The 25,544-nt window shown below is 71.9% G+C and carries 20 protein-coding genes; 9 read left to right on the top strand and 11 right to left on the bottom strand.

Features of this window, described 5'->3' with window-relative positions; genetic code table 11:
• Positions 1 to 32 precede the first annotated feature (32 nt).
• Together B1729_RS02180 and B1729_RS02175 are read left to right on the top strand one after the other, a co-directional pair.
• On the top strand, positions 33 to 893 hold the full coding sequence (locus tag B1729_RS02180; RefSeq protein ID WP_163617746.1) for a site-specific DNA-methyltransferase: 861 nt from the start codon (positions 33 to 35) through the stop codon (positions 891 to 893).
• 144 nt (positions 894 to 1,037) lie between these two features.
• Positions 1,038 to 2,024, top strand: coding sequence for an LLM class F420-dependent oxidoreductase (locus B1729_RS02175; RefSeq protein WP_163630463.1), 987 nt, complete (start codon positions 1,038 to 1,040; stop codon positions 2,022 to 2,024).
• Positions 2,025 to 2,207: 183 nt separating this feature from the next.
• Here B1729_RS02175 and B1729_RS02170 read toward each other — a convergent pair whose 3' ends face one another.
• Positions 2,208 to 3,710, bottom strand: a complete 1,503-nt coding sequence (locus tag B1729_RS02170) for a carboxylesterase family protein (RefSeq protein WP_163630462.1) — start codon at positions 3,708 to 3,710, stop codon at positions 2,208 to 2,210.
• Positions 3,711 to 3,734: 24 nt separating this feature from the next.
• Positions 3,735 to 5,048, bottom strand: coding sequence for an MFS transporter (locus B1729_RS02165; protein WP_163617743.1), 1,314 nt, complete (start codon positions 5,046 to 5,048; stop codon positions 3,735 to 3,737).
• A 183-nt stretch (positions 5,049 to 5,231) separates the two neighbouring features.
• On the opposite strand from B1729_RS02165, the gene B1729_RS02160 reads away from it, so the two are divergent.
• Positions 5,232 to 6,035, top strand: coding sequence for a histidine phosphatase family protein (locus B1729_RS02160; RefSeq protein WP_163630460.1), 804 nt, complete (start codon positions 5,232 to 5,234; stop codon positions 6,033 to 6,035).
• Positions 6,036 to 6,090: 55 nt separating this feature from the next.
• A complete protein-coding gene (locus B1729_RS02155) occupies positions 6,091 to 7,290 on the top strand; it encodes an ROK family transcriptional regulator (RefSeq protein ID WP_163630458.1) in 1,200 nt (399 codons plus the stop codon).
• Between the two features lie 51 nt (positions 7,291 to 7,341).
• Here B1729_RS02155 and B1729_RS02150 read toward each other — a convergent pair whose 3' ends face one another.
• A complete protein-coding gene (locus B1729_RS02150; protein WP_163630456.1) occupies positions 7,342 to 8,016 on the bottom strand; it encodes a TetR/AcrR family transcriptional regulator in 675 nt (224 codons plus the stop codon).
• A gap of 110 nt (positions 8,017 to 8,126) precedes the next feature.
• Here B1729_RS02150 and B1729_RS02145 point away from each other — a divergent pair, with 110 nt between their 5' ends.
• The 3 genes from B1729_RS02145 to B1729_RS02135 all read left to right on the top strand — a co-directional run bounded on the left by B1729_RS02145 (position 8,127) and on the right by B1729_RS02135 (position 13,689).
• The gene (locus tag B1729_RS02145) at positions 8,127 to 8,324 is read left to right on the top strand and encodes a hypothetical protein (RefSeq protein ID WP_239539324.1); all 198 of its coding nucleotides are present in this window, start codon (positions 8,127 to 8,129) and stop codon (positions 8,322 to 8,324) included.
• Between the two features lie 59 nt (positions 8,325 to 8,383).
• Positions 8,384 to 10,663, top strand: a complete 2,280-nt coding sequence (locus tag B1729_RS02140) for a glycoside hydrolase family 3 C-terminal domain-containing protein (RefSeq protein ID WP_163630454.1) — start codon at positions 8,384 to 8,386, stop codon at positions 10,661 to 10,663.
• Between the two features lie 215 nt (positions 10,664 to 10,878).
• Positions 10,879 to 13,689, top strand: a complete 2,811-nt coding sequence (locus tag B1729_RS02135) for a lamin tail domain-containing protein (protein WP_163630453.1) — start codon at positions 10,879 to 10,881, stop codon at positions 13,687 to 13,689.
• A gap of 57 nt (positions 13,690 to 13,746) precedes the next feature.
• Here the strand turns inward: B1729_RS02135 and B1729_RS02130 are convergent, their stop codons facing one another.
• The 3 genes from B1729_RS02130 to galT all read right to left on the bottom strand — a co-directional run bounded on the left by B1729_RS02130 (position 13,747) and on the right by galT (position 17,220).
• Entirely contained in the window at positions 13,747 to 14,589 is an 843-nt protein-coding gene (locus B1729_RS02130) for an alpha/beta hydrolase (RefSeq protein ID WP_163630451.1), read from the bottom strand.
• A gap of 232 nt (positions 14,590 to 14,821) precedes the next feature.
• On the bottom strand, positions 14,822 to 16,039 hold the full coding sequence (gene galK / locus B1729_RS02125; protein ID WP_163630449.1) for a galactokinase: 1,218 nt from the start codon (positions 16,037 to 16,039) through the stop codon (positions 14,822 to 14,824).
• Positions 16,036 to 17,220 carry a galactose-1-phosphate uridylyltransferase gene (gene galT / locus B1729_RS02120; protein WP_204318842.1) on the bottom strand — a complete coding sequence of 395 codons (1,185 nt, stop codon included), beginning with the start codon at positions 17,218 to 17,220 and terminating at the stop codon, positions 16,036 to 16,038. The genes galK and galT overlap by 4 nt, the downstream gene beginning before the upstream one ends.
• Positions 17,221 to 17,384: 164 nt before the next feature.
• On the opposite strand from galT, the gene B1729_RS02115 reads away from it, so the two are divergent.
• Positions 17,385 to 18,377, top strand: coding sequence for a LacI family DNA-binding transcriptional regulator (locus B1729_RS02115; protein WP_163630447.1), 993 nt, complete (start codon positions 17,385 to 17,387; stop codon positions 18,375 to 18,377).
• A gap of 56 nt (positions 18,378 to 18,433) precedes the next feature.
• Here the strand turns inward: B1729_RS02115 and galE are convergent, their stop codons facing one another.
• Positions 18,434 to 19,411, bottom strand: a complete 978-nt coding sequence (galE, locus tag B1729_RS02110; protein WP_163630445.1) for a UDP-glucose 4-epimerase GalE — start codon at positions 19,409 to 19,411, stop codon at positions 18,434 to 18,436.
• Positions 19,412 to 19,628: 217 nt separating this feature from the next.
• Positions 19,629 to 20,321 carry a ThuA domain-containing protein gene (locus tag B1729_RS02105; RefSeq protein ID WP_163630443.1) on the bottom strand — a complete coding sequence of 231 codons (693 nt, stop codon included), beginning with the start codon at positions 20,319 to 20,321 and terminating at the stop codon, positions 19,629 to 19,631.
• Positions 20,322 to 20,422: 101 nt separating this feature from the next.
• Here B1729_RS02105 and B1729_RS02100 point away from each other — a divergent pair, with 101 nt between their 5' ends.
• Positions 20,423 to 21,559: a glycerate kinase gene (locus B1729_RS02100; protein ID WP_163630442.1), complete on the top strand. Its 1,137-nt coding sequence runs from the start codon at positions 20,423 to 20,425 to the stop codon at positions 21,557 to 21,559.
• Positions 21,560 to 21,876: 317 nt separating this feature from the next.
• Here the strand turns inward: B1729_RS02100 and B1729_RS02095 are convergent, their stop codons facing one another.
• Genes B1729_RS02095 through B1729_RS02085 form a run of 3 tightly spaced genes read right to left on the bottom strand, consistent with a single transcriptional unit; the run spans position 21,877 to position 25,440 of the window.
• Positions 21,877 to 23,340: an aldehyde dehydrogenase (NADP(+)) gene (locus tag B1729_RS02095; protein ID WP_163630440.1), complete on the bottom strand. Its 1,464-nt coding sequence runs from the start codon at positions 23,338 to 23,340 to the stop codon at positions 21,877 to 21,879.
• Between the two features lie 28 nt (positions 23,341 to 23,368).
• The gene (locus B1729_RS02090; protein WP_163617730.1) at positions 23,369 to 24,541 is read right to left on the bottom strand and encodes a mandelate racemase/muconate lactonizing enzyme family protein; all 1,173 of its coding nucleotides are present in this window, start codon (positions 24,539 to 24,541) and stop codon (positions 23,369 to 23,371) included.
• Entirely contained in the window at positions 24,538 to 25,440 is a 903-nt protein-coding gene (locus B1729_RS02085) for a 5-dehydro-4-deoxyglucarate dehydratase (protein WP_163630438.1), read from the bottom strand. Before B1729_RS02085 ends, B1729_RS02090 begins: the two co-directional genes overlap by 4 nt.
• Positions 25,441 to 25,544 lie beyond the last annotated feature (104 nt).

The raw sequence follows: 25,544 nt of genomic DNA, 5'->3' as shown, positions 1-25,544 counted from the left end.
CAGCGGCGGGCGGGGCTCCGGTTCCGGGTTCCGTGGAGATCCACGAGGGCGACAACCTCGAGGTCATCCGGCGGCTGCCCGACGGCGCGTTCACCCTGATCTACCTCGACCCGCCGTTCAACACCGGCCGCCCGCAGGAGCGTTCGATCGAGACGGCCAGGTCGCGGCATCCGTCCCCCGTGTCGGGCCCCGAGCCGCGCGGCGACGGCATCGTGCGGCGCGGGTTCCACGGGCGCGAGTACGAGCGGATCCGCGGCGACCTCCGCGCCTACGACGACCGGTTCGACGACTACTGGGGGTTCCTCGAGCCCCGGCTGCTCGAGGCGTGGCGGCTGCTCGCCGACGACGGCACGCTGTATCTGCACCTCGACTACCGCGAGGCGCACTACGCCAAGGTGCTGATGGACGCGCTGGTCGGGCGCGAGCGCTTCCTCAATGAACTGATCTGGGCCTACGACTACGGTGCGAAGACGCGCAAGCGCTGGCCGACCAAGCACGACACGATCCTCGTCTACGTGAAGGATCCGAAGGCGTACTGGTTCGACTCGGATGCCGTCGACCGCGAGCCCTACATGGCGCCCGGGCTCGTCACGCCCGAGAAGGCCGAGCGGGGCAAGCTCCCGACCGACGTGTGGTGGCACACGATCGTGCCGACGACCGGGCGCGAGAAGACCGGGTACCCGACGCAGAAGCCCGAGGGGGTGCTCCGCCGCATCGTGCAGGCTTCGTCGCGGCCGGGCGATCGTGTGCTCGACTTCTTCGCGGGCAGCGGCACGACCGGCGCCGTCGCCTCGGCGCTCGGTCGCGACGCCGTGCTCGTCGACCACAACCCCGAGGCGGTCGCCGTGATGCGCGAGCGGATGCCGCACGCCCGCGTCCTCCCCTCCGGTTGAGGTCCCGAGCCCTCCCGAGAAGAGAACCGCGAAAGGGTAGATCTCCGCACGGGCGCGGGGAGGAGACATACCCTTTCGCGGTTCCAGCAGCGAGGGTCCGGGGCGCCGGGCCGAGGCATCCGTCATCCCCATAGGCTGAGCACCATGCGTTTCGGAACCTTCATCCCCCAAGGCTGGCGATTCGATCTCGTGGGCATCGACCCCGCGGAGCACTGGGCGGTGATGAAGGGGCTCGCGCAGCGCGCCGATGAGGGCCCCTGGGAGTCGCTGTGGGTGTACGACCACTTCCACACGACCCCGGTGCACTCCGACGAGGCGACGCACGAGGCGTGGACGCTCATGGCCGCGTTCGCCGCGACGACCGACCGCATCCGGCTCGGCCAGATGTGCACGTGCATGGGCTACCGCAACCCCGCCTACCTGGCGAAGGTCGCCGCGACGGTCGACATCGTGTCGGGCGGGCGCACCGAGATGGGCATCGGCGGCGGCTGGTACGAGCACGAGTGGGAGGCGTACGGCTACGGCTTCCCGCCGGTGCCGGAGCGGCTGCGGATGCTGCGCGAGGGCGTCGACATCATGCAGCAGGCCTGGACGACCGGCCGTGCCACCCTGGACGGCAAGCACTACCAGGTCGACGGCGCGATCGTGCAGCCGCTGCCGCTGCAGGACGGCGGCATCCCGATCTGGGTCGCCGGCGGCGGCGAGAAGGTGACGCTCAAGATCGCGGCGAAGTACGCGTCGTACACGAACTACGCGGGGTCGCTCGAAGACATCGACCGCAAGAGCGTGGTCTTGCGCGAGCACTGCGATGCGCTCGGCCGCGACTTCTCGGAGATCACGCGCACCTCGAACTTCAACACCATCGTGGGTGCGACCGAGGCCGAGGCGCACGAGCGTCTCGCCGTCGTCAAGGAGCGCCTGCTGCCGCACGTCGGTCAGGAGCGCGCCGATCAGATCGAGCACGACTACGTGACCTCGCCCGCCTTCGGCGCGGTGGACCAGGTCGTCGAGCGTCTCGCCGAGCGCGAGCGTCACGGCATCACGTACGCCATCCACTACTTCCCCGAGGCGGCGTACGACCTGTCAGGCGTCGAGCTGTTCGAGCGTGAGGTCGTCAGCGCGCTGTCCTGACACCACCCGCACTCTCCCGCACCCCCCTGCGCCCCCCAAGCCCCCACGCTCCGCCGTCGGCTTCCGCCCGCGCACCTCGGCACGTCGCGGCGTCTTCTGACTGCGGAGCGTGATGACGTCCGGTCCCGCAGTCAGATTCGGGCGTGCGGGCAGGGCCCGAGCGGCAGGAAGTGACTGCGGAGGTCAGAGCAGAGGGGCGACCGAGGCGTAGCCGTCGGGGTCGATGTCACGCGCGCCGGCGGGGGCGCCGAACACGCGCGTCGTGCCGGGAACGGCCGACCACGACGGCCAGCCCGGGTCGCCGCCCACGACGAGCCCGACCGCGGCCGCATGCGTCTTGTCGGCGAGCGCCTGCGGCGGGTTCGGGCCGGTCAGCGGCTCGATCTGCACGGAGTCGAGGCAGTCGAACCAGAACGGCACGTCGATGCAGTGCACCGCCGCGTCGTGGACCATGCCGGGCTGGCTCGAGCGGAAGGCGTAGCGGTACACCCACGTCGGAGCGGCGCCGCGCGCCCGCGCCGTCCGGACCACGGCGGTCTTGAACATGCGGTCGGTGATGTAGCGGCCGAGCAGGGCGGCGTGCCCGCGCGTCACGACATCGCGGTTGGCGGCGATGTACGCCTTCCGCTGCGCGCCCTTGAGACCGGACTTGCCGAGCAGCAGGCCCAGCGGGATCCAGCGGAGCGTCTTCGCCCGCCCCGCCACGACCATCGAGAACTCGTCGTCCGTCGCGCCCAGCACCAGCGGCTTGTCGGCGCCGACGCCTGCCGCGAGCGAGGTGACCGTCGGGCGCGTGATGAGATCGCCGTCGATCGACGGGCCGAGCTGCAGCCCGTCGTCGAGCAGCTTCGTGAAGCCGTCGGGACCGGCCACCGCGGTCGCCGCCTTCTGCGCCTCGATGAGGCCCTCCTCCGACACCATCGAGAGGGCCGCACGCGTCGGAGAGACGCCGGCACGGCGGGCGATGTCGCGTCCGAGGGCCTCCCAGCGATCGGTGGCGACATCGGCCGTCGCGCCCGACAGCGCCCACACCGAGTGGAAGAGGTGCTGGGCCGCCGGCATCCCGAGCAGCGTCAGCACCGCCCCGCCACCGGCGGACTGCCCCGCGATCGTGACCCGCGACGGGTCCCCACCGAAGTTCGCGATGTTGTCCTGCACCCACTGCAGTGCGAGCAGCCAGTCCCGCACACCGCGGTTCGACGGCGCGTCCTCGATCCAGCCGAAGCCGTCGAAGCCGAGTCGGTACGAGATCGACACGGTGACGACGCCGTCGCGGTTGAACGAGCGTCCGTCGTACCAGGGGCTCGCAGGCGAGCCGGCGAAGTAGCCGCCGCCGTGGATCCACACGAGCACCGGCAGAGCGGCAGCCTTGTCGCCCGGCACCGGTGTGAAGACGTTCACGTTCAGCGTGGCCTCCCCCGGGATGGACGGCTCGGGGATGAGTGTCACCCCGGGATCTCCCCGCTGCGCGGTCGGCCCGAACTCCAGCGCGTCCCGCACGCCCGTCCAGGGCTCGGCCGGTTCCGGGGCGGCGAACCGCAGCGGGCCGACGGGCGGCTTCGCGAAGGGGATGCCGAGGAATGCGGCGGAACCGCCGGCGCCGGGCTCGCCCCGCCAGAGGCCGCGCACCCTTCCGGTGACGGTGTCGGCCTCCGCATGGCGGATGGTCGTCGTGGTGTCTGTCATGGAGCGGGTCCCTTCCTGCGGACTCTAGCGGACGCCCTTGATGGGCGCCGTGGCGATCGCTGCGAGGATCACGAACACGATCGCGAACACGAACAGCATGGCGTACCCGCCGAGCGACGAGATGATGAGCAGCGCGATCGACGGGCTGAGCGCCTGCGGAATGTTCGTCGCGACGTTGAGGATGCCGAGGTCCTTGCCGGCGTCGGTGCCCTCGCTGGGCAGTACCTCAGTCATGAGGGCGGCGTCCACCGACATGTACACGCCGAAGCCGACGCCGTTGATGATGCTCATCAGAATCATGCCGGTCATGTCGGGCATGAGGAGCGGCATCGCGAGGCCGACCACCATGATCGCCGAGGCGGCGTAGATGAAGGCCTTGCGGCGGCCGGCCTTGTCGCTCCACCACCCCGACAGGCCGATGGCGATGAGCGTCGGGATGAAGGCGACGAGCGTCAGTGTGAGGACGGCGCCCTGCGCTTCGGGCAGCGACAGACCGACGTACTGCTGCAGCAGGTACAGCTGGTACGTCGCGACGACGAAGTAGCCCAGGATCAGCAGGAACCGCGCCGTGAATGCCCAGAAGAAGTCAGGGTGCGTGCGCGGGTTCACCCAGAAGCCTCGGAAGAACGCGCCCCAGCGGAACGGCTGCACGGCGGCGTCCTTCGACGACCAGTCGCGGTTGATCAGCACGAACAGCAGCGTGACGACGATCACCGCGCCGCCGAAGATCGAGTACGCGACGCCGAACTGTGCGGCGAGGGCGCTTGCGACCATGATGCCGACGGTCATGCCGACCTGGGTTCCGAGCCCGATCATGGCGCTCGCCCCGCCGCGCCTCGAGCGTGGGAACCGGTCGGCCGTGATGGTCGTGAGGGGCGCCTGCAGGAAGTTCAGGGCGACCTGGATCACGACCCAGAACACGGTGATCCAGATGAGGTCGGTGAGGGATCCCATTCCGAAGAGCAGGATGCCGCCCACCAGCGCACCCAGCACCATCCACGGTGCGCGGCGGCCGAACCGCGAGCGGGTGCGGTCGCTGAAGGCGCCGGCGATCGGCTGCGCGAAGAGCGTGAAGACGAAAGAGGTGGTGGTGACGATCGCGAGGTTCGCCTCTTTGTGGTCGTCGCCGAACAGCAGCTGGATCTGCGTGGGCAGGAGGATCGCGATCAGGCCGCCGTACGTGGCGAAGAGCGTCAGCGCGGCTACGAGCATGCTGGGCAGCAGCGCCTTGCGGGCCGGGGGGCTGGCCGGCGGCTCGCCCGGTGCGGGCGGCGCGGACCGGATGAGCCCGGTCGGGGCGATGTCGATGGCCGGATCGGGCGCGGGCTGTGCGGTCATGGTGACTCCTCGTCGTCGAGACGTCTCGGGGGTGAGGCGCGAAATGCGAACGGCATTCGGGATCAGTGTGCCGCAATGGCGTACAAAATTCAATATCTGAATTATGTGTAACGATCGTGCAACGACCCCTCGCGCCAATCCCGAAACTCGCTAGCGTTTGGCCGTCCTATCGAAGGAGATGACATGACCCGAAAGACTGCGCGGATCGCCCTCGCCACTGCCGCCGTGCTGGGAGCCACCGCGCTCGGCGGCTGGGCGGCGGCCCCTGTCGAAGCGACGGCCACCACCGCAGCGAACCCGCCGACCTCGAACCGCGACGCCGTCGTGCAGGTGTACCTGACCCGCCACGGAGAGACGATGCTCAACGCGCTGCACCTGGTGCAGGGCTGGTCGGACTCGCCGCTGACCGCGGCCGGTCGCTCCAGTGCGACGACGATCGGCGCGAACCTCGGCACCGAGACCGGACAGATGGATGCCGCGTACTCGTCCGACATGGTGCGCCACCATGAGACCGCGACGCTCATGCTGGAGGGCATGGGCTCGAAGCTGTCGGCCACGCGAGACGAGCGTCTGCGCGAGCTGAACTTCGGCGGCTGGGAGGGTGCGAAGCAGAGCGAGATGGGCGCCGCCGTGTTCGGCGGCCTGGCGCAGCAGGGGATCACCGAGCCGACGCTCGGGCAGCTGACCGACGCGATCAAGGCCACCAACCCGGTGCCGGCACTGCCCGCCGAGGACTGCGAGGAGGTCTCTGACCGCATGCAGGACTCGCTGGACGCGATCGCGGAGGATGCCGCGAAGCATCGGGACGACAACGTGCTGGTGGTCTCGAGCGGTCTGTCCATCTCGTGCCTGCTCGTCGACCTCGGCGCGGCGCACCTCCTGCCCCCGACCGGGCTGGCGAACGGCGCCGTCAACCTGCTGACCTACACGGCCGGCAGGTGGACCGTCAAGACGGTCAACGACACGCACTTCGCGGCGCAGCCGTGACCTGACCGGGGCGGGGCGGGCGTCGCCGGGCCCGCCCCGGCCTACGATGGCGATCATGCCTCTCGCGACCCCGGACGTCCGCCGGCACAACCTCGGCCTCGTGCTGGGGCGTGTGCTCGAGGGCGCCGGGGAGGCGCGCGCCGACATCGCCGATGCGACCGGGCTGTCGCGCGGCTCGGTGACGTCCCTGGTCGCCGAGCTCATCGATGCCGGGCTCGTCGAAGAGAGCGACGTCGTGGCGCCGGCCGGGATGGGCCGGCCGCGGACGATGCTCGTGCTCGCGGCATCCGCCCCGTGCGTGCTGATCGTGATGCTCGACGCCGACCATGCCACAGCGGTCGCCGGCACCCTGTCGGGGGAGGAGCTCACCCGCGTCTCGCGGCGTCACGGACGGCCGATGGGCGACCCCGCCGCCATCGCCGACGTGCTGGCCGGAGTCGTCGATGAGGCCGCCGAGCGCATCGCCGCGACGGGCCGACGGATCGCGGACGTGTGCGTCGTGGTGTGGGCGCCCGTCGGCGGCACGCCGGTCCGGGTGCTCGCCGACACCGATCTCGACTGGGGCGAGGTCGACCTCCTCGGGCTCCTACGCGCTCGCTCAGCCGCGCTCACCGCGTTCGAGGAGGCGGGTGGCGATGCCCGGCTGGTGCCGGACTCCGACGTCGCCGCGCTCGCCGAGCACGCCGCCGTGGGCGGCGACACGCTCCTCTACCTCAAGGCCGACTCGGGCATCGGCGGCGCGATCGTCCTGACCGACGAGGTCGCCGGCACCCGCGTCCTCGGGGCGGCGCTCGGTCATCTGCCGGTGGTGCCGGACGGCACGCGCTGCGCGTGCGGCCAGCGCGGGTGCCTCGTCACCGTCGCCGGGCCTGACGTTCTGCTGGCACGGTCGGACCTCGGCGCTCTGGCGGCCGCGGAGGGGCTGACCGTCGCGCTGGAGGCGTTCGTCGCACAGGTGCAGGCCGGAACGGAGCCCGCGGTGGGCGTGTGGCGGGGCGCGGTCCCGGAGATCGCGCGCACGCTGCAGATCGTGGCGCTGACCGTCGCGCCGGACGTCATCGTGCTCGGCGGCTTCGCCGCAGCGCTCGCGGCCGACGTCGACGCGGTGTTCCGCACGATCCAGCCCCGCATCGCGCGGGCGCCGGTGCTTCCGGTCGCGCCGGTGGTCGGCAGCGCGCTGGGGGCTGACGCCGCTCTGCGCGGTGCGCAGCGCGACGCGCGTATGCGGCTCCTCTCGGATCCGCTCGGGATCTGACCAGGCGCCGCTCGGCGGTCAGGGCGCTCGTGTCGCCCGTCCCGCCCTTCCTCAACGACCGGTGGCGTCGTCCGTCGCACCCTCGCCGCCGGCGGGGCGGGCGGACAGCAGCTCGAACAGGGCGTCGACCGTGGCGGCCATGTCGACGTCGGGTTCCAGCATCCACTGCACCTGCAGGCCGTCCGCGACAGCCTGGAAGATCCGAGCCAGGGTGTCGGCGTCGACCCGATCGGTGATCTCGCCGGACTCCTGCTGGGCGGCGATCGCCTCGGCGAAGAACCCGCGGAGGTTCTCACCGCGAGTGACGAAGAACTGGTGGGCGGGATGCCCCGGATCGGCGGCATCGACCGACAGTCGGGCGAACAGATGCACGAGGCCGGGGACGTCGGCGTTGTGGCGGATGACGCTGAGGTAGCCGGCCCGGATGTCGGGGAGCGGCGTTGCCTCCGCGACGAGGCCCTGGTGCAGGTCGCCGGCGAGCCCCTGATCGACCGAGTCCAGTTCGTCGCGTTTTCGGAGGATCTCGGTGAAGAGCTCCTCCTTGCTGCCGAAGTAGTGGAGCAGTCCCGCCTGGCTCAGGCCGACGGCATCCGCCAGCTCTTTGATGGAGGCCCCGCGGTAGCCCTCGCGGGCGATGACGTCGAGTGCGCGGGTGAGGATCTCCTCGCGCTTCGCGACGCCTTTCGCGTAGGAGCCCCGCCGCCCCGTGCCGCCGCTGTCTCTCATAGGGACAGTAAACCCGAACAACGCTTGATTTTTCAAAACCAAATGACGTAAGGTTTTCCGCGAGTGGCTCACCGTCGAGTCGCGCGATACCCGAAAGCAAGGATCCGCCCATGACAGCGCCGTCTGCGAAGTCGTTCGCCAAGGACCTCGGCGTCGTCAACATCGCTGCGACACTGCCGCAGACCCTCGCCCCGGGCTTAGCGGGCGCCATCGTGCTCGTGTTCGGCTACCAGGGTCTGTTCCCGGTCGCGATCGTGCTCGGCATCCTGGGCGCCTTCGCGATCTGGCCGATCAAGGCCGTCCGCTGAGCTGAACCCGGGCGCCCGCGACCCGACCCCCGACCCGCATTCCCGATGAAAGGAACCCGATGAGCATCCCCGATGTCACGGAACTGACCCTCGAAGAGAAGGCGTCGCTCACCAGCGGCGCGAGCTTCTGGTACACCAAGCCCGTCGAGCGCGTGAGCGTTCCGGCGATCATGGTCACCGACGGCCCGCACGGTCTGCGCAAGCAGCGCGAGGGCGGTGACCACCTCGGCATCGGTGACAGCGTGCCGGCCACCTGCTTCCCGCCGGCCGTCGGACTCGGCTCGTCGTGGGACGTCGACCTGATCCACCGCGTCGGCGAAGCGCTCGGCACCGAGACGTCGATCGAGAACGTCGCGGTGCTCCTCGGCCCCGGCATCAACATCAAGCGCTCGCCGCTGTGCGGCCGCAACTTCGAGTACCTCTCCGAAGACCCGATCGTCTCGGGCGTGCTCGGCGCCGCGATCGTGAACGGCATCCAGTCGAAGGGCGTCGGCACCTCGCTCAAGCACTTCGCCGCCAACAACCAGGAGGACGACCGCATGCGGTCCTCCTCGGACGTCGACCCGCGGCCGCTGCGCGAGATCTACCTGCGCGGGTTCCAGCGGGTGGTCGAGGACGCACAGCCCTGGACGGTCATGTGCTCGTACAACCGCATCAACGGCGTGTACGCGTCGGAGGACCCGTGGCTGCTGACGCAGGTGCTGCGCGACGAGTGGGGCTTCGAGGGCCTCGTGGTGTCGGACTGGGGCGCGGTCAACGAGCGCGTCCCGGGCCTCGCCGCGGGCATGGACCTCGAGATGCCGTCGTCGAACGGCGTCACCGACGCGCAGATCGTCGCTGCGGTGCAGGACGGCTCGCTCGATGAGTCCGTGGTGGATGTCGCCGCCGGCCGCGTGCTCGACCTCGTGCGCAAGGCGACCGACGGCGCCGGAGCGGGCGCGGGACCGCTCGACGTCGACGCGCACCACGCCCTCGCGCGCGAGGCCGCCGGCCGCTCGATCGTGCTGCTCAAGAACGCCGGCGTCCTGCCGCTCGCGAAGGACGCGAAGCTCGCGGTCATCGGCGAGTTCGCCGCGAAGCCGCGCTACCAGGGCGCCGGGTCGTCGATGATCAACCCGACGCGCCTCGACACCGCGCTCGACGAGATCAGCGCGCTCTCGACCGGTGACGTCGCCTACGCGCAGGGCTTCAGCAACGCGCTGGAGGTCTCGGCCGAAGAGACCGTGGCGCTCCGCGACGGGGCCGTGGCCGCGGCATCCGCTGCCGACGTCGCCGTGGTGTTCCTCGGTCTGCCGGCCCGTCTCGAGTCCGAGGGCTACGACCGCGACGACATCGACCTGCCGGCCGCACAGCTCGAACTGCTCGACGCCGTGCTCGCCGCCAACCCGAACACCGTCGTCGTGCTCTCGAACGGCGGCGTCGTGGCGCTGCCGTTCGCCGACCGCGTGCCCGCGATCCTCGAGGCCTGGCTGCTCGGCCAGGCCGGCGGCGGCGCGACGGCCGACGTGCTGTTCGGGGCGGTCAACCCGTCGGCGAAGCTGACCGAGACCATCCCGGTGCGCCTCGAGGACACCCCGGCATTCCTCGACTTCCCCGGCGAGTTCTCGCACACCCGCTACGGTGAGGGCCTCTTCGTCGGCTACCGCTGGTACGACGCGCGCCGCCTCGAGGTGGGCTTCCCGTTCGGCCACGGACTCTCGTACACGAGCTTCTCGTACGCGGATGCCGCAGCCGCGGTCGACGCGGACGGCGACGTCGAGGTGACCGTCGCGGTCACCAACACCGGCGAGCGTGCGGGCCGAGAGGTCGTGCAGGTCTACACGTCGCTGCCGGGCTCGTCGGTGCAGCGCGCGCCGCGAGAGCTCAAGGCCTTCGCCTCGGTCGCTCTCAAGCCAGGCGAGACCCAGGTCGTGACTCTCACGGTGCGTCGCAAGGATCTCGCGTACTGGGACATCCGCGCCGACCGCTGGGTCGTCGAAGGCGGCGAGTACACGGTCGATGTCGCAGCCTCGAGCCGCGACATCCGTTCGACCGTCGCGGTCGCGGTCACGGGCGACGAGTTCACCCTGCCGCTGTCGCGCACGTCGTCGATGGGTGAGGTGCTGCGCCACCCGGTCGCGGGCCCCATCGTGCAGGCCGCGATCGCGCAGATGATGGGCGGTCTCGACCAGAGCGCCGCATCGATCATGCCCGAGGGCGTCGACATGTCGAAGATGATGGAGTCGTTCCCGATCGGCCGCATCGGCATGATGGGCGCGCTCGGAGGCGGCGACGGTGCGGGCACGAGCCCCGAGATGATCGACGGCCTCATCGCGATGGCGAACGCCTCGCAGCAGTAGCCCGTCCCGGAACGCCGAAAGGGTAGATTTCCGCGCGCTCGCCGTGCGGAGATCTACCCTTTCGCGCCTCCGGACGGGTCGGGCCTGTGGGCGGTTGGTGCCGCGTATGGGCGGCGTTCGCGCGTCGTTCACCTCTCGTTCTCCCCGCGCTGTGACGCTCCAGGGGTCCATTCGGATGCCGGTCTGGGGCCGGCACGACTCGCGAGGAACCCCCCGTGCACACGCATCACCGCGGCATCGCCGCCGCTCTGGCCGCACTCATCGGCTTCGTCCCAGTCACCGTGTTCGCGGCGGCGCCCGCGTCGGCGGCGGTGGGCGACCAGATCCGCATCAACGAGGTCAGCTCCGACCCCGGGGACTGGATCGAGCTGACGAACACCGGTGGCGACGCCGTCGACATCTCGGGCTGGCTGCTCGCCGACAACGCCCGCCTCTCCGACGCCGCCCACCTTCAGGCGATCGCTGCTGGGACCACGCTCCAGCCGGGCGGCTTCGTAAAGGTCGACTACACCGCGGCCGGACTCGGCAAGGGCGACGAGGCGAACCTCTACCTCCCTGACTCCGCAACCCTCGTCGACACCACCACGTGGCCGGCCGGCGTCCATGCGACCACGTGGGGTCGCTGCGCCGACGGGATCGGCGCCTTCCAGGCGACGACGCCGAGCCCTGCCGCCGCCAACGCGTGCACGCCGACGCCGACGCCGACGCCGACCCCCGCGCCGGCGCTCGACCCGAACTGGGACGACATCGAGATCAACGAGATCGCCTCGCTCAATGACGACGACCCGGGCAATCCGGGCTTCGGCGATGCCGTCGAGCTGGTCAACACCGGCTCCCACGACGTCACCATCGAAGGCTGGCACCAGACCGACAGCGGTGCGGCCACGGGCGCCTCGCCGCTGACCCTCGCGGACCTCAAGGTGTGGGACGGCGATTCGTTCGAGCCGGCCGGCTCATGGATCATCCCCGCCGGCGGCTACGTCGCCTTCAGCTCGAAGAAGGGCCTCTCCGGAGAGGGTGACGCCGTCAAGCTCTACGGCCCCGGTGCCGACGCGGCGACCCGCCAGCTGATCGACCAGCAGGCCTACGGCGACGGCGACGGCGGCGTCTCGGACACGTACGACTCCGACGCGCGCGCCTTCGCGGCCTGCCCCGACGCGTCGGACGACTTCTGGCGCGTGACCGCGAACAGCTTCGGACAGGACAACACCCCGTCGTGCGAGACGAAGTCACGGCGCCTCACCACAGCGGTCGTGCTCAACGAGGTCTCCAACGTCGGTGGCAAGGCCGAGCTCCTCAATACCGGCGCTGAGACGGCGGACATCTCGGGCTGGCAGCTGGTCGACTCCGACGGCGCGGTGGTGCACACGGTCCCCGCCGACACCACGATCGCGGCCGGCGCCTTCTACGTCGGCGACGACATCGCCGGCCTCGACAGTGCCGACTCGCTCACCATCCGCCGGGCCGTCGACGGCGCCAGCGTGGTCGCCCACACCTGGTACGAGGACGGCATCGCCTCGTACAGCCGCTGCGACCTGTTCGGCACCGTCTCGTACGTCGAGACCCCGATGGCAACGTGGGGCGCGGTGAACGCGTGCCCCGGACTGGTCACCGAGGCCTGGCCGGGCGCCGCCACCGTGTCCGTCGTCGACGCGGTCGACGCCTTCACCGACCTCGACGCGAACGACGAGGGCGATGTGTCGGGCGCGGCCTTCGATCCGGCTGACCCGAGCATCCTCTGGGTCGTCATGAACAAGGGCCGCCTCTTCAAGATGCACAAGGTCGACGGCGTGTACGCGGCGTTCCCCGAGTGGGACGGCGGCCTCCCGCTCCGCTTCGCCGACGGGGGCGGCGAACTGGATGCCGAGGGAGTGACGATCGGCCCGGACGGCGCCGCCTACATCACCTCCGAGCGCGACAACGGTCGAGCCAAGTCCACGTCGTACAACAAGGTCGCCCGCTTCGACGTGGGTGCCGTGACGCCGGCCACGACCGAGCTCGTCGCGACCCACGAGTGGGACGTGAACGGCTTCGTGTCGACCGGCACGAACCTCGGCCTCGAAGGCATCACCTACGTGCCCGACGAATTCCTCGTCGAGTCCGGCTGGAAGGTGGACGGCGTCGCCTACGCGGCCGCCGCCCACGCCACGCCCGGACTGTTCGTGACGGCCGTCGAGGCCACGGGAGCGCTGCACTTCTTCTCGCTCGCCGCCGGAGCGGCACCGGTCGAGGTGAAGGTCGAGAGCTCCGGCCTGCCGTGGTCGATGGATGTCGCGTACGACGCGGATCGTGCCGCGCTGTGGGCGCTGTGCGACGACGGCTGCGGCGGCGTCTACAACCTCCTGACCGTCGTCGACGGCGACTTCGACGTCGCGCACTCCTACGTGCGGCCGGCCGGGATGGCGAACCTCAACAACGAGGGCATGGCCGTCGCACCCGTGTCCACATGCGCCAGCGGCTTCCAGGAGGTCGTGTGGGCCGACGACGGCGACACCGACGGGCACTCGCTGCGCGCGGGCACCCTGCCGTGCCCGGCGACCGGCGGCCCGGGTGAGCCCGGCGGCCCGAGTGAGCCGGGTGGCCCCACCCCGACCCCGGGCACGCCGGGCACTCCCGGGCCGGTGACGGACGCACAGCTCACCGACGCGACGCGCGGGCAGGTGGACGCGCCCACCTCGGTGGCGCCAGGGCAGACGGTGACGCTCTCCGTCGGCACGCAGTACGCAGGCGACACCGTGTGGGTGTGGCTGCACTCCGCCCCGATCCTGCTCGGTGCCCACGTGGTGAGCGCCGCAGGCACCGTGACGGTGACCCTGCCCGCGGGCGTCGCCCCGGGCGAGCACCGCTTGGTGGTGCTGGACGCCGACGGCAACGTCATCGGCTGGACCGAGGTGACCGTGACCGGCCCTCTGGCCGCAACCGGGGCCGACGGCGCCGGACTGGCGGTGACCGCCGGGCTCGCCGCCGCCCTCATCGCCGCGGGCGCGTTCGCGGTCGTGCTGCGCCGCCGCCGCGTGCAGTCCTGACATCGGAACGACGGATGCCCCGGCACCTGGTGCCGGGGCATCCGTCGCGTCGTGCGGTCAGCGGTGGAGGAACGCCAGCAGGGCCTCGTTGACCTCCGCGCCGTGCGTCCACAGGAGCCCGTGCGGGGCGCCCTGGAGTTCGACGTACGTCGCGTCGGGGAGGAGGTCCTTGAACCGGCGCGCAGTCGCGTCGATCGGCAGGATGTTGTCGGCGGTGCCGTGGAGGATGAGTGCCGGCACGTCGACCGCGCCGATGTCGGCCCGGAAGTCCGTCGGCCACGTCAGCGGCGCGGCGGCGATCGCCGTGTTGCCGGCGAGGTTCGCGACCTGTGCGCTGGCGTCCACGGCCTGCTGCGAGATGCGCGTGCCGAGGTTGTCGTCGAGGTTGTAGAAGTCCTTCAGGAACGCGGTGATGAACGCGTAGCGGTCGTCGCGCACCGATTGGGCGATGCCGTCGAAGAACTCCTGCGGACCCGCTCCGTCGGGGTTTTCGTCGGTCTTGAGCAGGTACGGCTCGAGCGAGCCGAGGAACGCCGCCTTGGCGACGCGGCCGCTGCCGTACCGCGCCAGGTAGCGTGCGATCTCACCGGTGCCCATCGAGAAGCCGACGAGCACCGCGTCGCGCAGGTCGAGGTCTTCGATGAGCGCATGCAGGTCGGCCGCGAACGTGTCGTAGTCGTACCCCGCACCCGCCTTCGTCGACGCGCCGAAGCCCCGGCGGTCGTACGCGATCACCCGGAACCCGCCATCGAGCAGCGCGGCCTGCTGCTTGCCCCACGACTCGCCGTTCAACGGGAAGCCGTGGATCAGCACCACCGGCTGGGCATCGGAGGGCCCCTGGTCGGTGTAGTAGAGGTCGACGTCGACCGAGTTCTCGGTTCCGACGGTGATGTACGCCACGATCGCTCCTTCCACGCCGCGAACGGATGCCGCGGCCCTGCGTTCGACGCTAGGCCGCTCCTATCCATTCCCGCCAGGGCTTGCGCTCGGTGTGTCCCCTCGTTCCTCGCGATTTCACTTGCGCTGAACGTACGCTCTCACGCGGGATCGGCGTACGTTCAGCGCAAGTGAACAAGGGGTCGAGACGAGGAAACCGCGGGCGGGCGGGGCAGGAGGCGAGGGGTCGAGGGGGTCAGTCGCGGGCGGCGCCGGCGGAGGGCGACACCGTGAAGATCGTCGGAGCGGCGAATCCCGCGGCGGCGAAGGCGGCGGTGGCGGCATCCGTCACGGCCTGCACGCGGTCGTGCGACACCAGCGCGATTGCGGCGCCGCCGAAGCCGCCGCCGGTCATGCGGGCGCCCACGGCGCCGGCCGACAGCGCCGCCTCGACCGCCGTGTCGAGCTCGGGCACCGAGATCTCGAAGTCGTCGCGCATCGACGCGTGCGACGCGACGAGGAGGTCGCCGATCGCGGCGGGTCCCTGTTCGCGCAGGGTGCGGACCGTGTCGAGCACGCGCTGGTTCTCGGTCACGACGTGCCGGACGCGGCGGAAGGTCACGTCGTCGACGAGCTCGGCGAGGCGCGGGAGGTCGTCGGGCGTCACGTCGCGCAGCGCGGGAACGCCGAGCGCTGCCGCGCCCCGCTCGCACGCCGCGCGGCGCTCGCCGTAGCCTCCGGTCGCGTGCGAGTGCTTCACACCGGTGTCGATGACGACGAGCTCGAGACCGGCATCCGCGAACCCGAGGTCGATCACCTGTGCCTCGAGCGAGCGGCAGTCCAGGAAGATCGCGGCGTCGGCGCGGCCGAGCAGCGACGCCATCTGGTCCATGATCCCGGTGGGCGCGCCGACGGCCTCGTTCTCGGCGCGACGGCCGACCTTCGCGAGCGCGACGAGGTCGAGTGGGACCACACCCCACGTCTCGGCGAGGGCGACGGCGGTCGCGCCTTCGATCGCCGCCGACGACGACAGGCCGGCGCCGATGGGCACGTTCGAGGCGAAGGCGAGGTCGACGCCGGTGACGGTGGAGGGGTCGGTATCGGATGCTGCGAGCAGCGCCCACGCCACGCCCAGGGGATAGCGGGCCCACTCCGGCACGTCGTCGCGCCGGTCGGGGAACAGCGCGTCGAGCTCGTCCAGCTCGACCTCGGCCGTCGCGTCGTCGAACGTCGACGCGACGCGCACGCGGAACAGGCCGTCGGTGCGCGGCGCGAGGGCGACGTGCGTGCGGTGCTGGATCGCGAACGGCAGCACGAACCCGTCGTTGTAGTCGGTGTGCTCGCCGATGAGGTTCACGCGGCCGGGTGCCGACCAGGTGCCGACGGGCTCGATGCCGAAGCGCTCGGCGAAGAGCGCGCGGGCGGCGTCGGCGGTGTCGCGCGCCCGCGGCGTGCGGGTGTCGGTGGTGGTCACAGGGTCTCCTCGGGGACGGATGCGACGGCCTCGCGCAGCCTTGCGGCGGCCGTCTCGGGCGGGATGTCGCCGATCCAGGCGCCCATGGCGGCCTCGGATCCGGCGAGGAACTTGAGCTTGTCGGCCGCGCGGCGGGGTGACGTGAGCTGCAGGTGCAGGCGCGCGGTGTCGCGCCCGCGGTGCACCGGCGCCTGGTGCCACGCCGCGATGTACGGAGTGGGCGAGTCGTAGAGCGCATCGATGCCGCGGAGCAGTCGGAGGTAGAGCGGTGCGAGCTCGTCGCGCTCGGCATCCGTCGTCTCGGCGAAGTCGGCGACGTGGCGGTGCGGCAGCAGGTGGATCTCGATGGGCCAGCGAGCGGCGAACGGCACGAACGCGGTCCAGTGCTCGCCCGCGTGGATGACGCGGTCGCCGGCGCGCTCGAAGTCGAGGATGCGGGCGAACAGGTCGGGACCCTCGCGATCGATCGACGCGAGGAGGCTCGTCGTGCGCGGCGTGATGTACGGGTAGGCGTAGATCTGCCCGTGCGGGTGGGGGAGCGTCACGCCGATCGCCTCGCCGCGGTTCTCGAACGGGAAGACCTGCTCGACGCCGGGCAGCGCCGACAGCGCGGCGGTGCGATCGGCCCAGGTCTCGATGATCGTGCGCGCCCGCGTCGGGGTGAGCGAGCCGAACGAGCCGGAGTGCTCGGGGCTGAAGCACACGACCTCGCAGCGGCCGACGCTGGTGCGCGTGCGGCCGAGTCCGGGAGCGGCGAGGTCGTCGAGATCGCGCGGCGCGTCTGTGCCTATGAGAGCTTCGCCAAGAGGGCCCGCCGGTGCATCGCCGTGCGCGACGGCGAGTGCCGGGCCGAATGACGGCGACTTGTTCTCGAAGACCGCCACGTCGTAGCGCGATGGGATCTCGGAGGGGTTGGTCGGCGTCTGCGGGGCGAGCGGGTCGAGCTCGGCCGGCGGGAGGAACGCGCGATTCTGCCGCGCTGCCGCGACCGACACCCAGTCGCCCGTCAGTACGTCGCGCCGCATCGTGGCGGTGTCCGGGCGGGGGGCGAGCTCGCGGGCGTCGATCGCCCGCTCGGGTCCGAGAGTCGTGCCCGGGTCGTCGTAGTAGATGAGCTCGCGTCCGTCGGCGAGGCGTGTCGAGCGTTTGACGACGCCGGCGCCGAGCGTCTGCGACGTGATGTCGGCGGCGCGGACGGCACCGTCTGACAGAAACTCAGGTGTGTTCACGTCAACACGGTACCAACCGCGCTATGTTAGCGTCAACATGGACGGGTGATGTGGCTTTTTGACCGAGTCGGTGCCCGAGAACCTCTGGGCCGTTCAGGGGCAGGAAAGCGGGGGAGATGACGGCGAGACGGGTCTCGATGGCCGATGTCGCGGCACGCGCCGGCGTCTCCGGCCAGACGGTGTCACGCGTCGTCAACGGCAGCCCTCGCGTCGACCCTGAGACGCGGACGCGCGTCGAGGCCGCCATGGCCGAGCTCGGCTACCGCCCGCACCGCGCCGCCCGTGCGCTGCGCACCGGGCGCACGCAGACGATCGGGCTCGTGGTCTCGACGCTCGCGTCGGTCGGCAACTCCCGCATGCTGCAGGCGGTGGCGGATGCCGCAGCCGCCCGCGGCTACGCCCTCACCGTCGTGACGCTCGGCGCCGACGGCGACGTGTCGGCGGCCTTCGAGCGCCTCTCCGACCAGGGCGTCGACGGTGCGATCGTGCTGAACGAGGCGACCGAGCGGGTGCGGGAGGCCGACCTCCGCGCGGCGGGGCTGACGCTCGTGGTGGTCGACTCGCCGCGCGACGACCGCTTCGGCATCATCGAGACCGATCACGCCGGCGGCGCGCGTGGGGCGGTGAACCACCTCCTCGAACTCGGGCATGAGACGGTCCACCATCTGGCCGGCCCCGCGGGCTCGTTCGCCGCTGCGGAGCGCGAGCGCGGCTGGCGGGACGGCCTCGAGGCAGCCGGTGCCACGGTGCCGGCGGTGGTGCGGGGCGACTGGACATCCGCGTCGGGCTTCGCCGCGGCATCCGCTCTGCTCATCGACGGTGTGACCGCCGTCTTCGCGGCGAACGACCAGATGGCGCTCGGGCTGCTCCGCGCGTTGGCCGAGGCGGGCCATGCGGTGCCGGATCACGTGAGCGTCGTCGGGTTCGACGACGTGGCGGATGCCGCCGACTACCGCCCGCCCCTCACGACCGTGCATCAGGACTTCGACGCGCTCGGGGCGCGTGCGGTCGCCGCGCTCGTCGACGGGATCGAGGCCGGCGCTCCCGCCGCGTTCGAGACGGTGCCGACGCGACTCGTCGTGCGGGCGAGCACGGCGCCCGCCCGCTGAGTTCGCCCGAGCCGGCTGACGCGGTCCCTGAGCTTGTCGACGGGCGAGGGGCCGGGTCAGCGAGCGGCCTGGCGGGCCTCCCAGCCGGAGCGGACCATCTCGTCCACCGTGTACCGGTTCTTCCAGTCGAGGTCGCGCGCCGCGAGCTCGCCGGTGGCGACGATGCGGTCGGGATCGCCGGCGCGGCGTGGGGCGATCTCGGGCGTGAAGTCGATGCCGGTCACGCGTGCCATCGCGTCCATGATCTCGCGCACGCTCAGCCCGTTCTGCGACCCGAGGTTATAGGCCGGCTCGATCGGCCGGTTCGCCAGAAGGCGCTGCGCCGCCGCGACGTGGGCCGCCGCGATGTCGGCCACGTGCACGTAGTCGCGCACGTTCGTGCCGTCGGGGGTGTCGTAGTCGTCGCCGTTGATGCGGGGCGTGCGTCCCTCGACCAGCGCCTCGAAGACGAGCGGGAACAGGTTGTGCGGGCTGGTGTCGTAGACGCCGGGGTCGCCGGAGCCGACGACGTTGAAGTAGCGCAGCGCGGTGTAGCGGAGGGCATGCTCGGAGGCGGCGGTCGCGATGGCCTGATCGCGGATGAGCCACTCGCCGATGAGCTTGGACTCGCCATACGGGGAGGCCGGACGCTTGGGCAGCTCCTCCGTCACGAGCGGCACGTCGGGCGTGCCGTAGACGGCCGCCGACGACGAGAAGACGAGGTTCGCGGCATCCGCCGCCTGCATGGCCTCGAGGAGCACGCGCGTGCCCTCGACGTTCTGCGCGTAGGTGTGGAGCGGTCGCTGCACGGAAACGCCGGCGTACTTGAACCCGGCGAGATGGATGACCCCGTCCACCTGGTGCTCGCGGAGCGTCCGCTCGACGAGGTCGACGTCGAGGATCGAGCCGCGCACGAACGCCACGTCCTCGGGCACGAACGTGGCGTGTCCGCTCGAGAGATCGTCGATGACGACGGGCGTCAGCCCGGCGCCGGCGAGAGCGCGGACGATGTGGGCGCCGATGTAGCCGGCGCCTCCGGTCACGAGCCAGGTCATGTCACTCCGTGGGGTTCGGGTCGCCGAGCGGCGCCGCATCCCATTCTGCCCGCTCTCGTGCGGCGCCTGTGTCCGCTCCGGTGCGGCGCCTCTGTCCGCTGACAGGGGGGACGGATGCCGCGGCCCGCGTTTCGACAGGTCAACCGGCCTTCCACAGGAGGTTGATTCGATTCAGCCTCCTGTGGAAGCGCGGTTGACCTGTCGAGGGCGCCCGGCGTCAGACCCGCGCGGCCCAGCGCGCCGCGCGCTGGATCAGCGCCACGTGTTCGGGGGAGTCGTACGCGCGCGCGTCGTGCCCGAGCGACGACACGACCGCCCGGGTCGGCTGCTCCCGCACCCACACCGCTGCGTGGGCGGTGCCGTCGACGTCGTGCTCGGCGAGCACGCGGGCGCCGTCGTCGACGGCCAGGTCGCTGTAGCGCTCGTCGAACACGTCGATCCCCGGCATCCCCTCCGTCACCGGGTGATCGGCGTCGACGACCCGCACGTGCGCGTCGGCGATGGGCGGGTGCCAGGAGCGTCCGGGTTCCCACTCGCCGCCGATGGCCTCGCGCCAGGCGGGATGGTCGCGCAGCGTCGACAGCGAGGCGTGCACGGCGACGATGCCGATGCCGCGAGCGATCGCGGCCGTCAGCCCCGCGTCCGCGACGGGGTCGGCGAAGTGCTCGAGCTCGACGTCTCCGTGGCGCCACGGGTCGCCGGCGTTGACGACGAGCAGGTCGACGCCGTCGAGGCGCGCGAGGGCGTGGTCGACGTCGTCGTCGATCGTGACGTTCCAGCCGTCGTCGCGCAGGGCTGCGGCGATGCACGCGGACGTCTCGGGGAACGGATGCCACGGATCGGCGTAGCGCCCGGTGCCGGTGGCGATCGTCGCGCGAGGGCGCTCGGGCTGGGTTTCCGCAGAGTCCATGGATACCATGATCGGCAGGATAACGCTTTCCCGCACGAATGTCTCCGCCCGGTCGTCACCCGGGCGAGTGACGCGCCGGCACGCCCGAGGAGAATGACGCCATGACCCGCATCGTCGTGATCGCGCCCGACTCGTTCAAGGGCACGATCGGAGCCGCGGCCGCGGCAGCGGCCCTCTCCGCCGGATGGCGCGCCGAGCGCCCCTCCGACCACGTGCGGCTGCTGCCGATGGCGGACGGCGGAGAGGGCACGGTCGACGCGTTCGCCGCTGCGGTGCCCGGGGCACGCCGGATGCCGGTGACGGTGACCGGTCCGGAGGGCACGGCGGTGGCGGCATCCTGGGTCCTCCTTCCGCCGAGCCCTGACGCGCCGCGCGGAACCGGCGTCGTCGAGCTCGCGAACACCAGTGGCATCGAGCTGCTCGGCACCCCGCCGCGCCTCCGGGCGTTCGACGCGCACACGCGCGGCTTCGGCGAGGCCATCGCCGACGCCCTTGACCACGGGGTGTCGCGGCTCGTGCTGGGCATCGGGTCGAGCTCGTCGACCGACGGCGGAACGGGCATGCTCACGGCGTTGGGTGCGCGATTCGCGGATGCCGCGGGCTCGCCGATCGCGGACGGCGCCCGTGGTCTCGCCACGGTGGCATCGGCCGACCTGTCGGGACTCTCGCCGCTCCCGCCCCACGGTGCGACGGTGCTCAGCGACGTGACGAACCCGCTGCTCGGCGTTTGGGGCGCGGCGGCGGTGTTCGGCCCGCAGAAGGGGGCGGCGGCCGACGACATCGCCCTGCTCGACGCTGGGCTGGCGCGGCTCGCGGGGCTGGCCGCATTCACCGGCACGGATCCGGATGCCGCGGGCGCAGGCGCCGCCGGCGGGACGGGGTTCGGCCTGCTCGCGTGGGGCGCGACGCTCGTGCCCGGATCGGCTGCGGTCGCCGACCTCGTGGGTCTCGCCGCGGCGGTGGCTGACGCGGCCGCCGTGGTCACGGGGGAGGGCTCGTACGACGGCCAGTCGGCCGCCGGCAAGGTCCCGGCCCACGTGGCGGCGATCGCCGCGTCGGCGGGCGTGCCGGTCGCGCTGGTCGCGGGGCGGATCACAGCGGACGCCGATGTCGCAGGCTTCGCGGCGACCGCGTCGCTCACGGAGCTCGCCGGCTCCGGTGCGGCGGCGATGGCCGATGCCGGGCACTGGCTCGAAAAGGCAGGCGCGCAGCTCGCGCGGGCCGTCTCCGACCGCTGACTCGCATCCGAGCCAGGGCTTCGCGGCGGTTCAAGGCGTTTCGTCTGCGGGCGCTAGAGCGCCCTCCGCTCAACGACCGGAATCACGCGTGTTGCGAGCGAGATCGACGGCGTCCGCAGTCCCGGTACTCCGCGTCTCCGGTCCTTGGCGCCGGGAGACGGATCGCGTCCGGATTTCCACGCGCTCCGGTGGTGCCGGTCGTTGAGCGAGCGAGGAACGAGCGAGACGAAACGCGTCGGGCGGTCCAGAAGCGCCAGCCCGCTCCCTGGACGCCGTTCGACAGGCTCAGGGACCGATCGGCTCGCGGACCGGCCGGCTCAGCGCCCGGTCTGCAGGACGCCGTTGCGGCGGTGCGGCAGGCGCTCGAGGGACTCGTCGCGGAGCACCGGCGGCAGGAGCGCCTCGGGTGCGTCCTGGAACACGACCGGCCGGAGGAAGCGGCGGATCGCCGTGGCACCGACCGACGTGTGCAGCGACGTCGTCGCGGGCCAGGGGCCGCCGTGCTGCTGCGACCAGGTCACCGCGACGCCGGTCGGCCAGCCCGCGAAGAGCACGCGGCCGGCCTTGCGGGTGAGCACCTCGAGCACGTCCGCCACCTCGTCGGAGGGCTCCGAGTGCAGGGTCGCGGTGAGCGACCCGGGCACCGCCTCGAGGGCGGCCTGCAACTCCTCGGCCGACGAATAGCGCACCAGCAGCGTGACGGGGCCGAAGCATTCCTCGAGCAGCGTTTCGGGGCGCGCGGCGACGGCTGCGGCATCCGTCGTCAGCACCACAGGCTGCGCCGCTCCCGCCTCGACGGGAAGCCCGTGCGCGACGACCGACACCGACGGGTCGGACTCCAGGTGCTCGATGCCGGCCGGGAAGGCGTCGGTGATGCGGTCGGTGAGAAGTGGTCCGCCGGCGGCTCCGGAAGCGAAGCCGGCGACGAGCTCTTCGAAGCCCGCGCCGGCGGGCACGAACACCACGCCGGGCTTGGTGCAGAACTGTCCGACGCCGAGCGTGAACGATCCGACGAGACCCTGCGCGAGCGCCTCGCCGCGCGCGGCGGCCGCCGTCGAGGTGATCACGACGGGGTTGACCGAGCCGAGCTCGCCGTAGAACGGGATGGGGTCGTGGCGCCCCGCCGCGAGGTCGAAGAGGGCGCGGCCGCCGGTGAGCGAGCCGGTGAAACCGGCAGCCTGGATCACCGGATGCTGCACCAGCGCGTTGCCTGCCTCACGGCCTTCGACGAGCGCCAGCGAACCCTCGGGCGCACCGGCCGCCACGAGCGCGGAAGAGACGATCGCGGCCGTGCGCTCCGACAGGCGGGGGTGCCCCGAGTGCGCCTTGACGATGACCGGGTTGCCGGCCGCGAGCGCCGACGCGGTGTCGCCACCGGCGACCGAGAACGCGAATGGGAAGTTCGAGGCCGAGAACACCGCGACCGGGCCGACACCGACGAGCATGCGGCGCAGCTCGGGACGCGGCGGGGCGGCCGATGCGTCGGCGTCATCGACGGTGAGCTCGAGGTACGAGCCCTCCTCTACCACGCTCGCGAAGAGGCGCAGCTGGCCCGTGGTGCGTCCGACCTCGCCGCGCAGGCGGGTCTCGCCGAGGCGGGTCTCCTCATCGGCGATCGCGACGAGCTCGTCGGTGTGCGCGTCGAGCGCGTCGGCCGCTGCACGCAGCCACGACGCGCGGGTCACGGCATCCGCTGCCCGCCACACGGGGGCCGCCGCGGCGGCGGCAGCGGCGAGAGCGTCGAGTTCGGTGGCTGAGGTGGTGGTGATGGCGGTGGTCATGAGAGTCCTCCGGAGGCTCGCAATTCGGTCATGAGAAGCGGATGCCGAGACCGGCGTGGTCGACCTCGGTGAGTATGCCGTCCGCGATGCGCACGGGCGAATCGTCGACGAGAGCGCCGAGCGAGCCGAAGCCGGCGTCCTCGACGTCCTCGGTCATCGGCTCGGGGACGCCGGGCACGGCGCGCAGGCACAGGGCGAGCTGGCCCGACAGCTCGGGCAGCAGATGGGGGTGCACCGCGGCGCCGTGCTCGGCGGCGATCGCCGCGATGCCCAGGAACGGTGTGATGCCGCCGACGCGCACGATGTTGGGCTGCACGATCTGCGCGGCGCCGGTGCGGAGGAAGTCGTCGAACCGGAAGACGTTGTGCAGGTTCTCGCCGACCGCGATCGGGATCCGGCTCGACGCGCCGAGCCGCTTCGAGAGCTCGATGTGCCCGTACAGATCGTCGGCGCGCAGCGGCTCCTCGATCCATGCCGGCGACACCTCGGCGAGCACCTCGAGCGACGCCGTGGCGCGGTCGAGCTCCCAGCGCTGGTTCGCGTCGATCATGAGCGCGCGATCGGGGCCGAGCACCTCGCGGACGGCGCGCATGCGGTCGAGGTCCTCGGCGACGTCGGGCTTTCCGACCTTGACCTTGACCGCGTCGAACCCGGCGGCGACCCAGCGCCGCACCTGGGCGACCAGTTCGTCCGGCGTGTAGTGGAGGTTCACGCCCGAGCCGTAGGCCCGGACGCTCTCGCGCTGGGCGCCGAGGAAGCCGGTGAGCGAGGTTCCGGCATCCCTCACCGCCGCGTCCCACAGTGCGAGATTGAGCCCGGCCATGGCGATGGTGGTGATCCCGCCGCCACCGGCCTCGTGGAGGTGCTGCCAGAGCGAGAGCCACTCCGAGCCGGGGTCGGCCGGCCGGCCGACGGCGAAGGCGGTGATGTCGTTCGCGAGCAGGGCGTGCACCGCCTCGGCGCCGATCTGCGGCGTCCAGGAGAAGCCCCAGCCCTCCGCGCCGTCCGACCGGACGACGTGCGTCGCGATGACGCCGATCGTCGTGACGTCGGCGCCCCACGGGCGCGTGAGCGGCACGCGGAGCAGCCGCGCGTCGAAAGCGGCGATCGTCGGCGCCGCGTCGAACGACGCCGCGCCCGCGCCGAGCGCGGCCGTGGACGAGGCGTCCGCCACCACGCCGGCCTCCGCAGGGTTCGTCATGACAGCAGCGCCCGCCCGGCCTCGAGGATCTCGGCGAGGCGCTCCTCCTGCGCGGGAGTCGGGTCGACCAGCGGCGCACGCACCGAGCCGACCGGCAGGCCGCCGAGCCGCAGGCCCGTCTTGATCAGCGAGACGCCGAAGCCCGGGGTCTCGTCCCGCAGCTTCACGAGCGGTGAGTAGAAGCCGTCGAGCAGCGCCGCGCGGCGCACCTCGTCGCCGTCGACGTACGCCTGGTAGTAGGCGCCCGCGACCTCGGGGATCATCGCGAACGCCGCCGACGAGTACAGCGGGATGCCGATGCCGCGGTACGCGCCCTGCGTCAGCTCCGCCGTGAGGAGGCCGTTGAAGAACGCGAAGTCGTCGCGGCCCTCGGCGGCGACGGCGCGCACGATCTGCTGGGCGAGACCGACGTCGCCCACGCCGTCCTTGAAGCCGACGACCTTGGGGTTCTGCGCGAGCCGGCGCACCGAGTCGACCGAATACTGCGCGGTGCCGCGGTGGTAGATCACGACGGGAAGATCGGATGCCGCAGCCACCGCTTCCACGTAGGCGACGAGTCCCGCCTGGGGACCGCCGACCAGGTATGGCGGCAGCACCAGCAGTGCGTCGGCGCCGGCGTCTGCGGCTGCCCGGGCGAGCGTCTTGGCGTGGCCGAGGGGCCCGCCGGTGCCGGCGACGACGGGCACGCGGCCCGCGACCGTCTCGGTCGCCACCTGCACGACGCGCGTGGCCTCCTCGGTGGAGAGGGCATGGAACTCGCCCGTGCCGCACGCGGGGAACACGCCGCCGGGGGCGTGCGCGAGCGTTGTGTCGAGGTGCTGCCGCAGCAGGTCTTCGTCGACGCGGTCGTCGGCGTCGAACGGGGTGACGGGGAAGAAGAGGATGCCGTCGAAGTTCACGCCAGCACGTCCTTTCGGGTTGAGGCGGGGTCGGCGTCCGGGGCGTTTCGACTCGCAAGCTCGCTCAACGGCCGGGAGTCGACGTCCCCACCCGGTCGTTGAGC

Source organism: Microbacterium sp. B35-04, from assembly GCF_010634885.1.
In the GTDB taxonomy this organism is placed as follows: domain Bacteria; phylum Actinomycetota; class Actinomycetes; order Actinomycetales; family Microbacteriaceae; genus Microbacterium.
This window is presented reverse-complemented; position numbering and strand designations above follow the sequence as displayed.

What these genes read in the sequence shown, in the direction of transcription:
- B1729_RS02150 (WP_163630456.1), bottom strand. Translation starts at nt 8,016, where the DNA reads ATGAGAGACAGCGGCGGCACGGGGCGGCGGGGCTCCTACGCGAAAGGC.
- B1729_RS02155 (WP_163630458.1), top strand. Translation starts at nt 6,091, where the DNA reads ATGCCTCTCGCGACCCCGGACGTCCGCCGGCACAACCTCGGCCTCGTG.
- B1729_RS02095 (WP_163630440.1), bottom strand. Translation starts at nt 23,340, where the DNA reads ATGACCACCGCCATCACCACCACCTCAGCCACCGAACTCGACGCTCTC.
- B1729_RS02090 (WP_163617730.1), bottom strand. Translation starts at nt 24,541, where the DNA reads ATGACGAACCCTGCGGAGGCCGGCGTGGTGGCGGACGCCTCGTCCACG.
- B1729_RS02100 (WP_163630442.1), top strand. Translation starts at nt 20,423, where the DNA reads ATGACCCGCATCGTCGTGATCGCGCCCGACTCGTTCAAGGGCACGATC.
- B1729_RS02140 (WP_163630454.1), top strand. Translation starts at nt 8,384, where the DNA reads ATGAGCATCCCCGATGTCACGGAACTGACCCTCGAAGAGAAGGCGTCG.
- B1729_RS02105 (WP_163630443.1), bottom strand. Translation starts at nt 20,321, where the DNA reads ATGGACTCTGCGGAAACCCAGCCCGAGCGCCCTCGCGCGACGATCGCC.
- B1729_RS02115 (WP_163630447.1), top strand. Translation starts at nt 17,385, where the DNA reads ATGACGGCGAGACGGGTCTCGATGGCCGATGTCGCGGCACGCGCCGGC.
- B1729_RS02175 (WP_163630463.1), top strand. Translation starts at nt 1,038, where the DNA reads ATGCGTTTCGGAACCTTCATCCCCCAAGGCTGGCGATTCGATCTCGTG.
- B1729_RS02160 (WP_163630460.1), top strand. Translation starts at nt 5,232, where the DNA reads ATGACCCGAAAGACTGCGCGGATCGCCCTCGCCACTGCCGCCGTGCTG.
- B1729_RS02145 (WP_239539324.1), top strand. Translation starts at nt 8,127, where the DNA reads ATGACAGCGCCGTCTGCGAAGTCGTTCGCCAAGGACCTCGGCGTCGTC.
- B1729_RS02165 (WP_163617743.1), bottom strand. Translation starts at nt 5,048, where the DNA reads ATGACCGCACAGCCCGCGCCCGATCCGGCCATCGACATCGCCCCGACC.
- galE (WP_163630445.1), bottom strand. Translation starts at nt 19,411, where the DNA reads ATGACCTGGCTCGTGACCGGAGGCGCCGGCTACATCGGCGCCCACATC.
- B1729_RS02170 (WP_163630462.1), bottom strand. Translation starts at nt 3,710, where the DNA reads ATGACAGACACCACGACGACCATCCGCCATGCGGAGGCCGACACCGTC.